The sequence below is a fragment of the Streptomyces sp. NPDC046716 genome (genome assembly GCF_040645755.1).
Classification (GTDB): Bacteria; Actinomycetota; Actinomycetes; order Streptomycetales; family Streptomycetaceae; genus Streptomyces.
Genome location: NZ_JBEYYU010000036.1, coordinates 1 through 14,580, shown reverse-complemented (window position 1 = coordinate 14,580; position 14,580 = coordinate 1). Strand labels below are relative to the sequence as shown.

14 protein-coding genes are annotated in these 14,580 nt (G+C 72.4%); 5 read left to right on the top strand and 9 right to left on the bottom strand.

What is annotated here, in order from left to right; translation table 11 throughout:
- Positions 1-2 precede the first annotated feature (2 nt).
- The 4 genes from ABZ930_RS25300 to hemL all read right to left on the bottom strand — a co-directional run bounded on the left by ABZ930_RS25300 (position 3) and on the right by hemL (position 4,195).
- Complete coding sequence (locus ABZ930_RS25300) at positions 3-623, bottom strand: TlpA disulfide reductase family protein (protein ID WP_361551860.1); 621 nt, start codon at positions 621-623, stop codon at positions 3-5.
- Between the two features lie 66 nt (positions 624-689).
- Entirely contained in the window at positions 690-1,994 is a 1,305-nt protein-coding gene (locus tag ABZ930_RS25295; RefSeq protein WP_361551857.1) for a hypothetical protein, read from the bottom strand.
- Positions 1,995-2,180: 186 nt separating this feature from the next.
- On the bottom strand, positions 2,181-2,873 hold the full coding sequence (locus tag ABZ930_RS25290; protein ID WP_361551854.1) for a histidine phosphatase family protein: 693 nt from the start codon (positions 2,871-2,873) through the stop codon (positions 2,181-2,183).
- The gene (gene hemL, locus ABZ930_RS25285) at positions 2,870-4,195 is read right to left on the bottom strand and encodes a glutamate-1-semialdehyde 2,1-aminomutase (protein ID WP_361551851.1); all 1,326 of its coding nucleotides are present in this window, start codon (positions 4,193-4,195) and stop codon (positions 2,870-2,872) included. The genes ABZ930_RS25290 and hemL overlap by 4 nt, the downstream gene beginning before the upstream one ends.
- 382 nt (positions 4,196-4,577) lie before the next feature.
- On the opposite strand from hemL, the gene ABZ930_RS25280 reads away from it, so the two are divergent.
- Positions 4,578-5,015 (top strand): hypothetical protein, encoded by a 438-nt coding sequence (locus ABZ930_RS25280; RefSeq protein ID WP_111665256.1) that lies wholly within the window; start codon positions 4,578-4,580, stop codon positions 5,013-5,015.
- Complete coding sequence (locus ABZ930_RS25275; RefSeq protein ID WP_361551847.1) at positions 5,006-5,512, top strand: DUF664 domain-containing protein; 507 nt, start codon at positions 5,006-5,008, stop codon at positions 5,510-5,512. The genes ABZ930_RS25280 and ABZ930_RS25275 overlap by 10 nt, the downstream gene beginning before the upstream one ends.
- A 9-nt stretch (positions 5,513-5,521) precedes the next feature.
- Here ABZ930_RS25275 and ABZ930_RS25270 read toward each other — a convergent pair whose 3' ends face one another.
- From ABZ930_RS25270 to ABZ930_RS25260, 3 genes are read right to left on the bottom strand one after another with little or no spacing between them, the layout of a single operon-like run.
- Positions 5,522-6,388: an LLM class flavin-dependent oxidoreductase gene (locus ABZ930_RS25270; protein WP_361551844.1), complete on the bottom strand. Its 867-nt coding sequence runs from the start codon at positions 6,386-6,388 to the stop codon at positions 5,522-5,524.
- 54 nt (positions 6,389-6,442) lie between these two features.
- A complete protein-coding gene (locus tag ABZ930_RS25265) occupies positions 6,443-7,876 on the bottom strand; it encodes a HAMP domain-containing sensor histidine kinase (RefSeq protein ID WP_361551841.1) in 1,434 nt (477 codons plus the stop codon).
- 2 nt (positions 7,877-7,878) lie between these two features.
- Positions 7,879-8,562, bottom strand: coding sequence for a response regulator transcription factor (locus tag ABZ930_RS25260; protein ID WP_361552045.1), 684 nt, complete (start codon positions 8,560-8,562; stop codon positions 7,879-7,881).
- Positions 8,563-8,760: 198 nt separating this feature from the next.
- Between ABZ930_RS25260 and ABZ930_RS25255 the strand changes: the two genes are divergently transcribed.
- Together ABZ930_RS25255 and ABZ930_RS25250 are read left to right on the top strand one after the other, a co-directional pair.
- On the top strand, positions 8,761-10,080 hold the full coding sequence (locus ABZ930_RS25255) for a glycosyltransferase family 4 protein (RefSeq protein WP_361551838.1): 1,320 nt from the start codon (positions 8,761-8,763) through the stop codon (positions 10,078-10,080).
- 202 nt (positions 10,081-10,282) lie between these two features.
- Positions 10,283-11,758: a hypothetical protein gene (locus tag ABZ930_RS25250; protein ID WP_361551835.1), complete on the top strand. Its 1,476-nt coding sequence runs from the start codon at positions 10,283-10,285 to the stop codon at positions 11,756-11,758.
- Here ABZ930_RS25250 and ABZ930_RS25245 read toward each other — a convergent pair.
- Complete coding sequence (locus ABZ930_RS25245) at positions 11,741-12,397, bottom strand: CE1759 family FMN reductase (RefSeq protein WP_361551832.1); 657 nt, start codon at positions 12,395-12,397, stop codon at positions 11,741-11,743. The genes ABZ930_RS25250 and ABZ930_RS25245 overlap by 18 nt on opposite strands.
- A complete protein-coding gene (locus ABZ930_RS25240; RefSeq protein ID WP_361551829.1) occupies positions 12,394-13,497 on the bottom strand; it encodes an LLM class flavin-dependent oxidoreductase in 1,104 nt (367 codons plus the stop codon). The genes ABZ930_RS25245 and ABZ930_RS25240 overlap by 4 nt, the downstream gene beginning before the upstream one ends.
- Before the next feature lie 109 nt (positions 13,498-13,606).
- On the opposite strand from ABZ930_RS25240, the gene ABZ930_RS25235 reads away from it, so the two are divergent.
- Positions 13,607-14,404 carry an AraC family transcriptional regulator gene (locus ABZ930_RS25235; RefSeq protein ID WP_361551826.1) on the top strand — a complete coding sequence of 266 codons (798 nt, stop codon included), beginning with the start codon at positions 13,607-13,609 and terminating at the stop codon, positions 14,402-14,404.
- The last annotated feature ends 176 nt before the right edge of the window (positions 14,405-14,580 follow it).

Here is a 14,580-nt window from a genome sequence, read left to right as displayed (position 1 = left end):
GATCACTTTTCCGCGATCACGGGGTCGATGAGCTCGTGCAGGCTCTTGGCGTTCAGCGCCTTCAGCGAGCGCGCGGCCAGCTTGCCGTCGCGGTCGACGACCAGGGTGTTCGGGATGCCCTGCGGGTTGAGGATGCCCTTGTCGTACTTGAGCAGGAGCCTGCCCGACGGGTCGTAGAAGCTCGGGTAGGTGATCCCGTAGTCCTTCTCGAACGCGATGGCCGAGCCGGACTTGGGGTCACGGGTGTTGATGCCGACGAACTGGACGTCCTTGTCCTCGGTCTCCTTGGCGACCTGGGCGAAGTACTTCGCCTCCAGGCGGCACGGCGAGCACCAGGAGCCCCAGATGTTGATGACGAGGACCTTGCCCTTGTAGTCGTCGGTGCTCAGGGCCTTGCCGGTGAGGTCCTTGCCGGTCAGCGTCGGGGCGTCGTGGCGGTCGGCCTTCTCGACCGTCGAGATCCCGCCGGTGCTCGACACGAAGTTGGTGTTGTTGCCGCCCCCGGAGGTGCCGCCATTGCCGCACGCCGTCAGGACGAGGGCCGCCACGGCGGCTCCTACGGTCAGCTTGGCGGCGCGGCGCGTGGTCGCGGCGATGCGGGGGGCGCGGCAGGCGGCACTCATGTGAAAAGTTTCGCATGTCCGTTCAAGGGATCTTTCGCACCCCCCTCAAGGCTGGAAAAGCCCACTTCAGGAGGGGTTTGTGCCGCTCTTCCCGTGGACCTTCCCGGAGGGTGTCCCGCCCGGTGTGCCGGTCTTCTCCAGGAACTTCCGCCAGCCCTGCGCCGGCTGCTGCCCGACGTCCAGGGTGCGCAGTTTGTCCAGCACCTCGGGGTCCTGGACGTCCATCCAGTCGACGAACTGCCGGAAGGAGACGAGGCGCACGTCGCTGTGCTTCTCGGCGGTGGCCGCGATGTGCTTGAACGCTTCTTCAACGGCGTCCATGTAGATGCCGCCGTTCCACTCCTCGAAGTGGTTGCCGATGAAGAACGGCGCCCGGTTCGTCCGGTACGCCCGGTCGAAACCGGCGATGTACGCGGCCGTCGCCTGCTTGCGCCAGCCCGGGTAGTTGTACGAGGGCGCGCGCGTGGAGTTGTGCGACTGGTTCGCCAGCATGTTGTAGTCCATCGACAGCACCTCGAAGGAGCGGCCGGGAAAGGGCACGGCCTGGAGCGGCAGGTCCCAGACGCCCATCCGCTTGTCGGGCCAGCGCTGCCGGCCGCCGGGCGAGGACGCGTCGTAGCGCCAGCCGAGCTCGCGGGCGGTGGGCAGCAGGTTGTTCTGGCCGAGCAGGCACGGGGTGCGGCCGCCGACCAGCTCCTTGTCGTAGTCGAACGGCAGCGGCGGCAGGTCCGTCCAGCCCGAGTTCGTCCGCCAGTGCCGCACGAACGACTTGGCCTGGTCGATCTCGCTGCGCCACTGGGCGGGCGTCCAGTTGGCGACGGTGCCGCCGCCCGCGCAGAAGTGGCCGTTGAAGTGCGTGCCGATCTCGTGCCCGTCGAGCCAGGCCTGGCGGGTGTACTTCAGCGTCGCCTTGATGTGCTCGTCGGTGAGGTAGCCGATGTCGGAGGCGCCGACCGGATTGTTCGGCGGGCGGTAGAGGCGCTTCTTCGACTCGGGGAGCAGATAGAGCCCGGAGAGGAAGAAGGTCATGTGCGCGCCGTGGTCCTCGGCCAGCTTGAGGAAGCGCGGGAACAGGCCGTTTCCCACCTCGCCCGCGCCGTCCCAGGAGAAGATCACGAACTGCGGCGGCTTCTGGCCCGGTTCGAGCTTCTCGGGCGCGCGCGGCTGCTTGGGCTGCTTGCCGGTGTACGCGGTCGAGCCGTCGCCGATGGGCTTCACGGTCGGCTGCTTGGGCGCACCGGGCTGACCCGATCTGCTCGGCTCGCCCCGGACCTTGGAGGGAGAGGCGCTCGAGCCGCAGCCGGCCAGCGCGGCCGCCGCCGCGGCTCCCGCTCCCACGCCGATGAGTCCCCTACGGCTGACGTCGCGCATACCGACCCCTGTTCCTCGCGCTGTGCCGCCCATTGACGGACGGCACCCCCTTAGAGGGCACGAGGGACACGCGGGTTCCTCGAAATAGGACGCTTTTGGGGTGATTTGATGTGTCACACAGCGGAATCACTGCAGGAACGCAGAAGGGCCGCCGTCACCGGCGGCCCTTCTGTACGGAGTCACGGGTCAGGCGCCGAACGCCTTGCTCTTGCCCTTCGCCGGCTTGGCCCCGGCCCGCAGGTGAGCGGGGACGAGGTCGACGGCCGGCTCGGAGTAGCCCACCGAGACGATCTTGTCGCCGCGGTAGGTGAAGGTCGTCAGCGAGGCGAGGGTGCACTGCCGCTTGCGCGGGTCGTGCCACAGCCGCCGCTTCTCGACGAAGGAGCGCACGGTCCAGATGGGCAGCTGGTGGCTGACGCACACCGCCTCGTGGCCGCGCGCCGCGTCCTTCGCCGCGTCGAGCGCGCCCATCATGCGGACGACCTGCTCGACGTAGGGCTCGCCCCAGGACGGCTTGAACGGGTTGACGAGGTGCTTCCAGTTGTCCGGGTTCTTCAGCGCGCCGTCGCCGACGCCGAAGGTCTTGCCCTGGAAGACGTTGCCCGCCTCGATGAGACGGTCGTCACTGTCCAGGTCGAGGCCGTGCGCCTTCGCGATCGGCGTCGCCGTCTCCTGCGCCCGCTCCAGCGGGGAGGCGACGACGTGCGTGATGTCGCGCGCGGACAGGTGCTCGGCGACCCGGTCGGCCATCTGCCGGCCCAGCTCGGAGAGGTGGTAGTCGGGCAGCCGCCCGTACAGGATCCCCTCCGGGTTGTGCACCTCGCCGTGGCGCATGAGGTGGACGACGGTGATGTCGCTGTCGCTCTTGGGGGTGCTCATGCGGTGGCCTCCGCTGCCGCGCGGGCGGCGGCCGGGAGCGCGGCGGCGATGCGCTCGACCGCCCGCTCGTCGTGGGCGGTCGAGACGAACCAGGACTCGAACGCGGACGGCGGCAGGTACACGCCCTGCTCCAGCATCGAGTGGAAGAACGGGGTGAAGCGGAAGGACTCCTGGCCCTTCGCGTCGTCGTAGTTCCGCACCTCGCCGTCCGTGAAGAACACGGAGAACATGTTGGACGCGTTCTGCACCCGGTGGGCGACGCCCTCCTTGGTGAGCGCGTCCGAGACGAGCGTACGGAGCTGCTCGCTCACCGCGTCGACCGTGGCGTACGCGGCGTCGTCCAGCAGCCGGAGCTGGGCGAGACCGGCGGCGGTCGCGATCGGGTTACCGGACAGGGTGCCCGCCTGGTAGACCGGGCCCGCCGGGGCGAGGTGGGCCATGACGTCGGCGCGGCCGCCGAACGCCGCGGCGGGGAAGCCGCCGCCCATCACCTTGCCGAACGTCATCAGGTCCGGGACGACGCCGTCGACGCCGAACCAGCCGGCCTTCGACGTGCGGAAGCCGGTCATGACCTCGTCGGAGATGTACAGCGCGCCGTTCTCCCGGCACGCCTCCTTCAGCCCGGCGTTGAAGCCGTCGCGCGGCGGCACGACGCCCATGTTGCCGGGCGAGGCCTCGGTGATGACGCAGGCGATCTCGCCGGGGTGCGCGGCGAACGCGGCCCGCACCGCCTCGATGTCGTTGTACGGCAGGACGATCGTGTCGCCGGCCTGGGCGCCGGTGACGCCGGGGGTGTCGGGGAGGCCGAAGGTCGCAACCCCGGAGCCGGCCGCGGCGAGCAGCGCGTCGACGTGCCCGTGGTAGCAGCCGGCGAACTTGATCACCTTGGCGCGGCCGGTGAAGCCGCGGGCCAGCCGGATCGCCGACATGGTCGCCTCGGTGCCGGAGGACACGAGACGCACCTGCTCGACGGGCTCGATCCGCGCGACGATCTCCTCGGCGAGCGCGACCTCGCCCTCACCGGGCGTGCCGAAGGAGGTGCCGCGCGCGACGGCCTCCTGCACGGCCGCGATGACCTCGGGGTGTGAATGGCCGAGGATCATCGGCCCCCACGAGCACACGAGGTCGACGTACTCGCGGCCGTCGGCGTCCGTCAGATACGGACCGGTACCGGACACCATGAAACGGGGCGTACCGCCCACGGCTCGGAACGCGCGCACCGGAGAGTTCACGCCACCGGGCGTGACGACGGACGCACGGTCGAAGAGCCCCTGCGAAACGGGTGCCTCATAGGGATAGGGGGTGTTGTTCGCCTCTGCCATGCCTCTCAGCGTACGGCCCGTGTCCGCGGTCCCCTCCGCGCGGACCCGTGGCGGCCTAGACTCGCACTGTCAGAACTCTGTACGGCATCTGTCCGGGTGGTGGGGGCCTCGCTCGCGCAGTTGTTCCGTCGGCACGTTTCGGCGGGTGACCGTGGGGGAGGTCACTGACACGATGATCGGGTTGCGCGTCGGCGGTCGCGCGGCCTAGAAAAGGGCCCTGGCGCCCTGAGAACAGCAGTCGGGTGGAGATATGCATCGCGGTGGCGGCGGACTGGGCGAGGGGACCGACGACCTGGGCCCCCGGCGTGCCCGGAGGGGAAAGCACCGACGCGACGACCGCGGGGAGCCATTGGTGGGGAGCGGAAGCGGGAATGGTGGCCGGGTGGGGGTGACGTACAAATACTTCGGCGCGCCCGACGGCGCCACGGCGGCCCGTGTCCCGATCTCCATGCGTCCCGAGGAGCTCGGCGGTGACGAGCTCGGCATGGGCGGCATGTTCACCAAGATCAAGCCGGAGACGATGGCCGCGATGGTCCTCACCGGCATCGAGGGCATACCCCTGCACAAGGTCCCGCCGCTGGAGCTGGTCGTGCTCCACCCCGACTACGCGGTGGTGAAGCTGCCGATGACGGTCGTCGACCCGCTGCGCGGGGTGGGCGAGGAGGCCGTCGGCGCGGCGGCGTTCATCTGGTCCACGGTCCCCGACCGGGGCGGCCCGCGCGACGCGTTCAACGTGTACCAACTCCTGCACGAATGGCAGGACTTCAGCCACCGCCTGCACGACGCCGGGCATCAGGCGTACTGCCTGGTGTGGCCGTGAGCGAGCGGAGCGCCGAGACCGGGGCTCTGCTGTCCGTCCTGGCCGGCCAGCGCCGCCATGTGCTCGGCATCATCGACGGCCTCGACGACGAGGCGCTGCGCAAGCCCGTCCTGCCCTCCGGCTGGTCCTGCCTCGGCCTGGTCCGGCACCTGTCCCTCGACGTGGAGCGGTTCTGGTTCCAGGCCGTCTTCCTCGGCGAGCCGGACGTCATCGCCTCCCTCGACGCCACCGACGCCTGGCAGGTGGCGCCCGGCACCCCGACCGCCGAGGTGCTCGACGCCTACCGCGCCCACACCGCCCGCGCGGACGCGATCGCCCGCGCCGCCGCCCCGGACGACCCGCTCGCCTGGTGGCCGCGCGAGCTGTTCGGCGAGCCGCACCTGCACACGCTGCGCGACCTCCTGCTGCACGTCATCACGGAGACGGCGTGCCACGCGGGCCATCTCGACGCGGCCCGCGAGCTCCTCGACGGGCGCCGCTGGCTGGTCCTGACCTGAGCCTTCCCGTCACAGCCGCGGCGGACCCGCTTCGATGCGGCGGAGCACGGCCTCGTACGAGTCGATGAACCCGCCCTCCTGGAGCTGGCGTTCGTCCCACCAGGTGGCGCCCGCGTCGGCGAGCGGGCCGATGACGTCGAGGGCGGCGGCCCGGTCGCCGGAGGTGAGGCCGCCGACGACGATCTCGAAGTCCGTCCCCGGCGCCTCCCGGTGCTCCTTCACGTACGCGACGACGTCCGCGAGCTGGTCCGGACGCGGCGGCACGCCGTGCAGGGCGTCGGCGAAGAGCGGGGCGGCGCCGTCCCAGCGGGCCGCGCGGCGCATCGGGCGGCGGTTGGGCCAGAAGCCGCCGATCCAGACGGGCGGGCGGGGCCGCTGCACGGTGGCGGGCAGGAGCTGGGTGTCGTGCACGCGGTAGTGGGCGCCGGAGTGGTCGACGTCGTCGCCGGACCAGTAGCGGGTCAGCAACTCAAGCCCCTCGTCGAGGCGTTCGGCGTGCACGGTGCGGTCGACGGTGTCGCCGAAGCTGCCGTACTCGTCGTCGGCGGGTCCGCCGAGCCCCGCCCCGAAGACGACACGCCCGCCGCTGAGCGCGTCCAGGGTGGCGACCTGCCGGGCCAGCTGCTCGGGGCGGTACCGGGGCACGGCCGTAACCAGGGTGCCGAGCCGGATCCGGGAGGTGGCGAGGGCCGCGGCGGTGAGCAGCATCCACGGATCGCCGAAGGGCTTGCCGCGCTGCACCCGCTTGTCGTGGACCACGTGGTCCCAGATCAACAGACCGTCCCACCCTGCCTGTTCGGCCGCGACGGCGGTCCTCGCGACGGTGCGGGCGTCGGCGAAGTCGCCGAAGTTGGGGATGTTCAGGGAGAAGCGCATGCCCGCATGGTGGCGGGCGGAGCACCGGCGCGGCCAGTGAATTGCCGGACGGGGTCAAGCGTCCCGCCCCTCGGCCCTGATGCCCTTCACCACGAAGCCGATCACCGCTCCCCCGCCGTCCCGCCGCGCGGCGAACGGCACCCCGCCGTGGGCCGCCGCGACCTCCCGCACGATCGACAGGCCGAGCCCCGAGCCGGGCAGGCTGCGCGCGGCGGGGGCGCGGTAGAAGCGGTCGAAGACGCGGTCCGTGTCCGTGTCGGCGATGCCGGGGCCCCGGTCGAGGACCTCCACGCGCACCCCGCTGCCGACGCCCGACAGCCGGGTGACCACGATCTCGATGGGGGCGGTGCCGCCGGTGTCGAACTTGGCGGCGTTCTCCACCAGGTTGGACAGGGCGCGCTGCAACTGGGCCGGGCGGCCCGTGATCGTCGTGTCGCCGCCCGCCGGGCCGTCCACCCGGACGGTGATCATGCGGCCGGTGCGGCGCCGGGTCAGCGTCGCGACGTCCTCGGCGGTCTCCGCGAGCGCGACCGCGACGACCGGCTCGTCGTCCTCCTTGCCGGCCGCCAGCTCCACCAGCTCATTGACGAGGTCGGTGAGTTCGCGGGACTCCTGGGCCAGGTCGGCGACGAGTTCCCGGCGGGCGGCGGGCGGCAGTTCACCGATCCGGTGCAGCAGCGAGATGTTCGTCCGCAGCGAGGTCAGCGGAGTGCGCAGCTCGTGGCCCGCGTCCTGCACCAGTCGGCGCTGGTCCTCCACCGAGCGGGCGAGGCGGCCCAGCATCCGGTCGAAGGAGCGGCCGAGGCTGCCGACCTCGTCGCCGCCGGTGACCGGGACCGCGACGTCGAACCGGCCGGTCGACGCCACGTCCTCGGCGGTCTGCGCGAGCCGGATCAGCCGGGACGTGACCCGGCGCGCCAGCCACCAGCCGAACAGGCCCGCCGCGACGACGACCAGGGCGGCGTACAGCAGGGTGCGCCGCTGCAACTCGGTCAGCAGGTCCTCGGTGTCGCTGAACTCCTGGGCGACCTGCACCGCGCCGCGCCCGCCGCCGAGCGACACGGTCGCCAGGCGGTACTCGTCGCCCTCGATCTGCACCGCGTTGTCCTCGGAGAGGCTGCCCGCCGCCCGCGCGTCGGCGATCCGCCGGTCGTCGGCCTCGACCGGGAGGCGCGGGTTGCCCCGGTCGACGACGGTGCCGCCCGGGCCGAGGACCTGGATGTCGGTGCCGACCGGGCGGGTCAGATCGTCGCGCGGGCCGTCGTGGTCCGGGTCGCCGGAGCTGAAGTCGTCGGGGGTGAGGGTCTGCTGCCGCACCTGCTGGCGCAGATCGTGGACGACCTCGTCGAAGACGGCCTCCTGGTCGACGCGGACCAGACGGGCCGCCGAGTCGTAGGAGAGGAAGCCGACGAGCGCCGTCACGCCCGCGGCGACCGCCGCGAAGGACAGCGCCAGCTTGGTGCGCAGGCTGCGGGACGCGGGGCTCACCCTCAGCCCTCCCTCAACACGTAGCCCACTCCCCTGACCGTATGGATGAGCGGAACGGCCTCCGGCTCGTCCACCTTGCGTCTCAGGTAGCCGACGTAGACCGCGAGGTTCTTCGAGCCGGGCCCGAAGTCGTAGCCCCAGATGCGGTCGTAGATCGTGGCGTGGTCGAGGACGATGCCGCTGTTGCGGGCCAGCAGCTCCAAGAGGTCGAACTCGGTCCTGGTGAGCTCCAGCTCGCGGGCGCCGCGCCAGGCGCGCCGGGCGGCCGGGTCGATGCGCAGATCGGCTGCGGTCACCTGCCGGCCGTCGTCGCAGAGTTCCTCGGGCACCGGCGCGGCGCGGCGCAGCAGGGCGCGCAGCCGGGCGAAGACCTCCTCCACGTCGAAGGGCTTCACCACGTAGTCGTCGGCACCCGCGTCGAGGCCCGCGATCCGGTCCGGGGTCTCGACCAGCGCGGTCAGCATCAGGATCGGGGTGCGGTCGCCCTCGGCGCGCAGCACCCGGCAGACCTGGAGGCCGTCGATGCCCGGCATCATCACGTCCAGGACGAGGATGTCGGGCCGGGAGCGGTGGGCCGCGGCGAGCGCCTCGACGCCGTCGGCGACGGCCGTGACCACATAGCCCTCCAGCGCCAGGGCGCGTTCCAGGGCGTTGCGGATCGGCCGGTCGTCCTCGGCGAGCAGCACGGTCGGAGCGGGGGCCGGAGTGAGCGGAGCGGTGTGCGACACCCCGCCAGTGTGCCCCCGCGCCGGGTGCGCATCCCCTGATCAGCCGTCCGCCAAAGGGCTTCTTACTCGCCTCTCACCCCCACCGGACGGGCGGCTTACCTGATCCGGCCAGGCTCCCTTCCGGACATTGGGGGCAAGCCGGGGAAGGCACTACGCATGAAGATCGTGTTCCTGCTGCACAACGTGTACGCCATCGGCGGCACGGTGCGCACGACGCTCAACCTCGCCGCCGCGCTCATCGAGCACGGCGGCCACGAGGTGGAGATCGTGTCGATGTCCCGGCACCGGGAGACGCCGCGCTTCCCGGTCGACCCGCGGATCGGGCTCGTCCCGCTCGTGGACGGCCGCGACGGCAGCGCCGACAGCGCCCTGCCCGCGTACGGCGAGCCCGCCCGGGACTTCCCGGCCGCCGAGAAACGCCACAAGCAGTACACGCTCCTGCACGACCGGCGGGTGCGCGCGTACCTGGAGGAGCGGTGCGACGCCGACGTCGTCATCGGCACCCGCCCCGGCATCAACGTCTATCTCGCGAAGTGGGGCCCGAAGCGGGCGCTGCGGATCGCGCAGGAGCACCTGCGGCACGACGCGCACACCAAGAAGCTGCGGTCGGTGCTGGCCCGCTACTACCGGCGGCTCGACGCGCTGGTGACCGTCACCGAGGAGGACGCGGCGGTCTACCGCTCGCGGATGCGTCTGCCGGGAGTACGGGTGCTGGCCGTGCCGAACATCGTGCCGCCCCCGGCCGTCGCCCCGTCGGACGGCACCTCGAAGGTCATCGCGGCGGCCGGGCGGCTCGCCCCGGGCAAGCGCTACGACCTGCTCCTGGAGGCGTTCACCGCGGTGGCGGCGAAGGAGCCCGGCTGGGAGCTGCGGATCTACGGCGGCGGCGGGCAGGAGGAACGGCTGCGGGACCTGGTGGCCGGGCTCGGGCTGACCGGCCGGGCCCGGCTGATGGGCGCCGTGTCACCGATCGAGCCGGAGTTCGCCCGGGCCTCGCTCGTGGTGAGCGCCTCCGACGCGGAGTCGTTCGGGATGACCCTCGTGGAGGCGATGCGCTGCGGGGTCCCGGTGGTGAGCACCGACGCCCCGCTCGGGCCCGGCGAGATCATCACGGACGGCCACGACGGACGTCTGGTGCCGGTCGGTGACGCCCGGGCGCTGGCCGAGGCGATGGTCGACCTGATCGAGGACGACACGCTCCGCAAGGCGATGGGCACCGCCGCGCTGGAATCCGCGCACCGCTACGACCCGGAGCCGATCGTCGCCCGTTATGGCTTGCTTTTCACCCAACTCGGAGCGACGCGACGGCGTCGTGCAGGGCAACGGCTGCGCGGCCGGGCCGTCAACTGGGCGCGCAGAAAAGCCCGTTCGGTACGCGGGACACGCACCCGCAGCCACGCCGGACAAGAGGGGACACGTCATGAAGGCCGAGGTCACCGGGCCGGGGGCGCTGCCGCACGCCCCCGGACACCGTAGGGGAACGATGCCCACGCCTCCGACGCACGACCACACCGCACCGCCCGCCCACACGCCCGTCCCGGCGGGGTTCTCGACCCCCGTTCCCCGGTGGCGACGGGTCCCCGCGGGACGGAGGACAGGCCGACAGAGTCGGTGGCGGTCCGTCCTCCGTCCCGCACTCGCGCCCGCCGGGGCCCTCGCTCTCGCCGCCGCGGGCCCCGTGTCCACGGCGGCGTCGGCACCACCGCGCACCCGGCCCGGGGTACGCCGTTCCCGTGAGCGGCGTACCCCGGGCCCCGACATCTGGCTCACGGCCGTCGCCGCACTGTACGCAGTCGCTCAACTCACCCTTGTCGTCACCCAGTTGGGCCACGGCCTCGGTTGGGACGAGTCCGTCTACGTCTCCCAGTACGACCCGCGCGATCCGGCCGCGTTCTTCAGCGCGCCGCGCTCGCGCGGCACCAGCCTGCTCACGGCGCCGTTCGTCGCCGCCGGCGCCGGACCGCTCGCCCTGCGCGCCGTGCTCGCCGTCCTGTCCGCCGTCACGCTCTACGCCGCGTTCCGCGTCTGGCGCCCGCTGATCGGCGCCCGCACCACCGCGTTCGCCGCGCTGCTCTTCGGCAGCCTGTGGATCAGCGTGCTGTCCGGGGCGATGGCCATGCCCAACCTGTGGGTGGCGTTCGGCGCGGTCGGCGCGGTGGGCTGGTTCCTGCGCGGCGGCACCTGGCAACTGGGCCTGTGCGTCGCGGCGGTGGCCCTGTTCCGGGCGCCCGACGCGGTGTGGCTGGTGCTGCCGCTCGCCGCGTACGCGCTCTTCGTACGGGACCGCAGGCGCGCCCTGCCGTGGCTGGCCGCGGGCCTCGCGGCCGGGCTCGCCCAGTGGGTCGTCGAGGCGTATCTGCGCTGGGGCGGGGTGCTGGAGAGGCTGCACGTGTCCAGCGCCACCGAGGGCGACATGGGCCTGCACCCGAACTTCGGCACGGCCTGGCGCGCGGTGAACGGCCCGCTGCTGTGCCGCCCCTGCACGGCGGGTGCCCCCGACCAGCCCGGACTCGCCCTGTGGTGGCTGGCGCTGCCGCTGCTCACGGTGGCGGCGGTCGTGGTGGCCCGGCGCGACAAACGGCTCGCGCCGACCGTCCTGCCGGTGGTCTGCGCGGCGGCCCTGAGCACGTCGTACCTGCTGCTCATCGGCTACTCCGCGCCGCGCTTCCTGCTCCCGTCCTACGCGCTGCTCGCGCTGCCCGTCGCGGTACTCCTGCGGCGCCTGAGGCGCCACAGGGCCCTGGCGGTCGCCGCGGTCGTCCTCATGGCGCTGCAGATCACGTCCCAGTACGTGGTGCTGCACCGGGTGGTCGCCTCCACCGCGGCGACCGACGCCCGCTACGTCGCCGCCGCGCACGGACTGCGCACCCTGGGTCTCACCCCGCCCTGCCTGGTCACCGGCCCGCGCGCGCTGCCCATCGGCTACGCGGCGGGCTGCGCCTCCGCGCAGATCCAGGGCAACAACACCTCCACGACCCGCGCGGAACTGCTGCGCCGGGCGGCGCGGGTCCCCACGGCGCTGCTCACCCGCCGCGGCGAACAGCCACCGCGCTTCGCCCGGCACTGGACCCCGTACGTCCTGCCCGACACCCACGGCTGGACCGCGTGGAAGGCACCGCAGCCGGCCGCGCTCCGGCTAGTCGGCCGGCCTTAGGGCCGCGAGACGCTGCTCGAAGGGGACCACCTGGAAGCCGTCCGCCGGGTCGACCGAGGTGATCGCGCCGTGCAGTGAGCGCGGCGCGATCGCCGCGGCGGTGTCGACGTCGGGGGCGGCGTCGGCGACCGCGGGGCCCATGAAGCGGGCCAGCTCGCCGCCCGCTCGGGTGATCCGGGCGGCGAGCCCCTCCTCGCCCCAGTCCTCCGACGCCGCGTACACGGCGGTCGGCAGGACGAGGGCGCGCAGGTAGGTGAAGAGCGGACGCAGCGCGTGCTCGGTCACCAGCGAGTGCCGGGCGGTGCCGCCGGTCGCGGCGACCAGCACGGGCTTGCCGGTCAGCGCGTCCTTGTCGATGACGTCGAAGAACGACTTGAACAGTCCGCTGTACGAGGCCGCGAACACCGGCGTCACGGCGATCAGGCCGTCCGCGGCCGCCACCGCGTCGAGCGCGGCGGCGAGCCGGGCCGGCGGGAAGCCGGTGACGAAGTGCCGGGCGATCTCGGTGGCGAGGTCGCGCAGTTCGACGACCTCCACCTCCGCGTCCACCTGATTCAGGGTCGCCGCCGTGAGCCGGTCGGCGAGCAGCCGGGTGGACGAGGGGGAACTCAGTCCCGCGGACACGACGACGAGCTTCATGCGCTCTTGGCCTCCTTGTTCTCAGCAGCGGCCCGCTCCGCGACGCGCGCGGCGTGGGTGGGCGCGTCCGGCACGTTCGCCGGGCGCCGGTTGGCGAACTCCTTGCGCAGCACCGGCACGACCTCCTCGCCGAGCAGGTCGAGCTGCTCCAGGACCGTCTTGAGCGGCAGGCCCGCGTGGTCCATCAGGAACAGCTGGCGCTGGTAGTCGCCGACGACGTCACGGAAGGACAGGGTCCGGTCGATGACCTCCTGCGGCGAGCCGACCGTCAGCGGCGTCTCGCGGGTGAACTCCTCCAGGGACGGGCCGTGGCCGTAGACCGGCGCGTTGTCGAAGTACGGGCGGAACTCGCGCACCGCGTCCTGCGAGTTCTTCCGCATGAAGACCTGGCCGCCGAGACCGACGATGGCCTGCTCGGGGGTGCCGTGCCCGTAGTGGGCGTAGCGCTGGCGGTACAGGTTCACCATCTGCTGGGTGTGGCTCGCGGGCCAGAAGATGTTGTTGTGGAAGAAGCCGTCGCCGTAGTACGCGGCCTGCTCGGCGATCTCCGGGGAGCGGATGGAGCCGTGCCAGACGAACGGCGCGACGCCGTCGAGCGGGCGGGGCGTGGAGGTGAACGACTGGAGCGGCGTGCGGAACTTGCCCTTCCAGGTCACGACGTCCTCGTCCCACAGGCGGCGAAGCAGGGCGTAGTTCTCGATGGCGAGGTCGATGCCGTCGCGGATGTCCTTGCCGAACCACGGGTAGACCGGCCCGGTGTTGCCGCGGCCCATCATCACGTCGACCCGGCCGTCCGCGACGTGCTGGAGCATCGCGAAGTCCTCGGCGATCTTCACCGGGTCGTTCGTGGTGATCAGGGTGGTGGAGGTGGACAGCACCAGCTTCTCGGTGCGGGCCGCGATGTAGCCGAGCATCGTCGTCGGGGACGACGGGACGAACGGCGGGTTGTGGTGCTCGCCGGTCGCGAAGACGTCGAGGCCGACCTCCTCCGCCTTGAGCGCGATGGCCAGCATCGCCTTGATCCGCTCGTGCTCGGTGGGGGCACGCCCGGTCGTCGGGTCGACCGTGACGTCGCCGACGGTGAAGATCCCGAACTGCATGGCTGCTCACCTTCCAGGTTGTTGATGGTTCAACTATACCCCTGGAACAGCGCCCCCTCGTCACTTATTTCCCCCGGCCGCTGTCAGTGCCCCGCCGTACGATCCGGACATGGAGCGCGACACCCGCGGGATCGTCGATCCGGACGCGCTGCTGACGCACGTCCGGTTCCGCCGCCACGAGCCCGCCCCCGGACTGCGCCCGTACGTGGAGAACTACTGGCTCATCGACTGGGACCTGACCGTCCCCTACGCCTCGCACATCGTGGCGCACCCCGCGGTGAACCTGACGTTCCAGTGGGACGAGGCGGACGGCCCGCCGTACGGGGAGCTCACCGGCGTCTGGGCGCCCGGCCTCTACACCCGCAAGATCGGCGGGCGCGGGCGGGTGTGCGGGGTGAAGTTCCGGCCCGGCATGTTCCGGACCTTCGCACCCGGCGAGCCGGTCTCCGCGTGGACCGGCCGGGTGCTGCCGTACGCGGACGTCTTCCCGGCGACCGATCCGGCCGCCGTGCTCACCCCCGCCGACGACCACGACCGGGCTGCCGCCCTCGACGCCTATCTGCTGCCCCTCGCCCCCGCCGTACCCGACCCACAGGCCGAACTGGCGCGCGGCCTCGTCGCCCGGATCCGCGCCGAGCGCACCGTGCACCGGGTCGCCGATCTGGCCCGCGAGGAGGGGCTTTCGGTGCGCTCGCTCCAGCGGCTCTTCGCCGCGTACGTCGGGGTCAGCCCCAAGTGGTGCGTGCTGCGCTATCGCATCCACGAGGCGGTGGAGGCCGCCGCGCGCCGCGACGCCGTCGACTGGGCCGCGCTCGCCGCCGATCTCGGCTACGCCGACCAGGCGCATCTCGTCCGGGACTTCACGGCGACAGTGGGGGTGTCTCCGACGGCTTACCCGGCGGGTTAGCGGGCCCGGGCCGTCATTCGTCTGCGGCCCGACGGGGGCTGGTCGCGCAGTTCCCCGCGCCCCTGAGGCATGCGCTGCGCGCAGCCTCCCCTGGACGAGCGGAGCTCGTTTCAGGGGCGCGGTTCCGGCCACCACACTTCGGGCAACTGGGTTCGCCCCTCATACGGCCCACGGTC

What these genes read in the sequence shown, in the direction of transcription:
- ABZ930_RS25300 (WP_361551860.1), bottom strand. Translation starts at nt 623, where the DNA reads ATGAGTGCCGCCTGCCGCGCCCCCCGCATCGCCGCGACCACGCGCCGC.
- ABZ930_RS25295 (WP_361551857.1), bottom strand. Translation starts at nt 1,994, where the DNA reads ATGCGCGACGTCAGCCGTAGGGGACTCATCGGCGTGGGAGCGGGAGCC.
- ABZ930_RS25290 (WP_361551854.1), bottom strand. Translation starts at nt 2,873, where the DNA reads ATGAGCACCCCCAAGAGCGACAGCGACATCACCGTCGTCCACCTCATG.
- hemL (WP_361551851.1), bottom strand. Translation starts at nt 4,195, where the DNA reads ATGGCAGAGGCGAACAACACCCCCTATCCCTATGAGGCACCCGTTTCG.
- ABZ930_RS25270 (WP_361551844.1), bottom strand. Translation starts at nt 6,388, where the DNA reads ATGCGCTTCTCCCTGAACATCCCCAACTTCGGCGACTTCGCCGACGCC.
- ABZ930_RS25255 (WP_361551838.1), top strand. Translation starts at nt 8,761, where the DNA reads ATGAAGATCGTGTTCCTGCTGCACAACGTGTACGCCATCGGCGGCACG.
- ABZ930_RS25245 (WP_361551832.1), bottom strand. Translation starts at nt 12,397, where the DNA reads ATGAAGCTCGTCGTCGTGTCCGCGGGACTGAGTTCCCCCTCGTCCACC.
- ABZ930_RS25240 (WP_361551829.1), bottom strand. Translation starts at nt 13,497, where the DNA reads ATGCAGTTCGGGATCTTCACCGTCGGCGACGTCACGGTCGACCCGACG.
- ABZ930_RS25235 (WP_361551826.1), top strand. Translation starts at nt 13,607, where the DNA reads ATGGAGCGCGACACCCGCGGGATCGTCGATCCGGACGCGCTGCTGACG.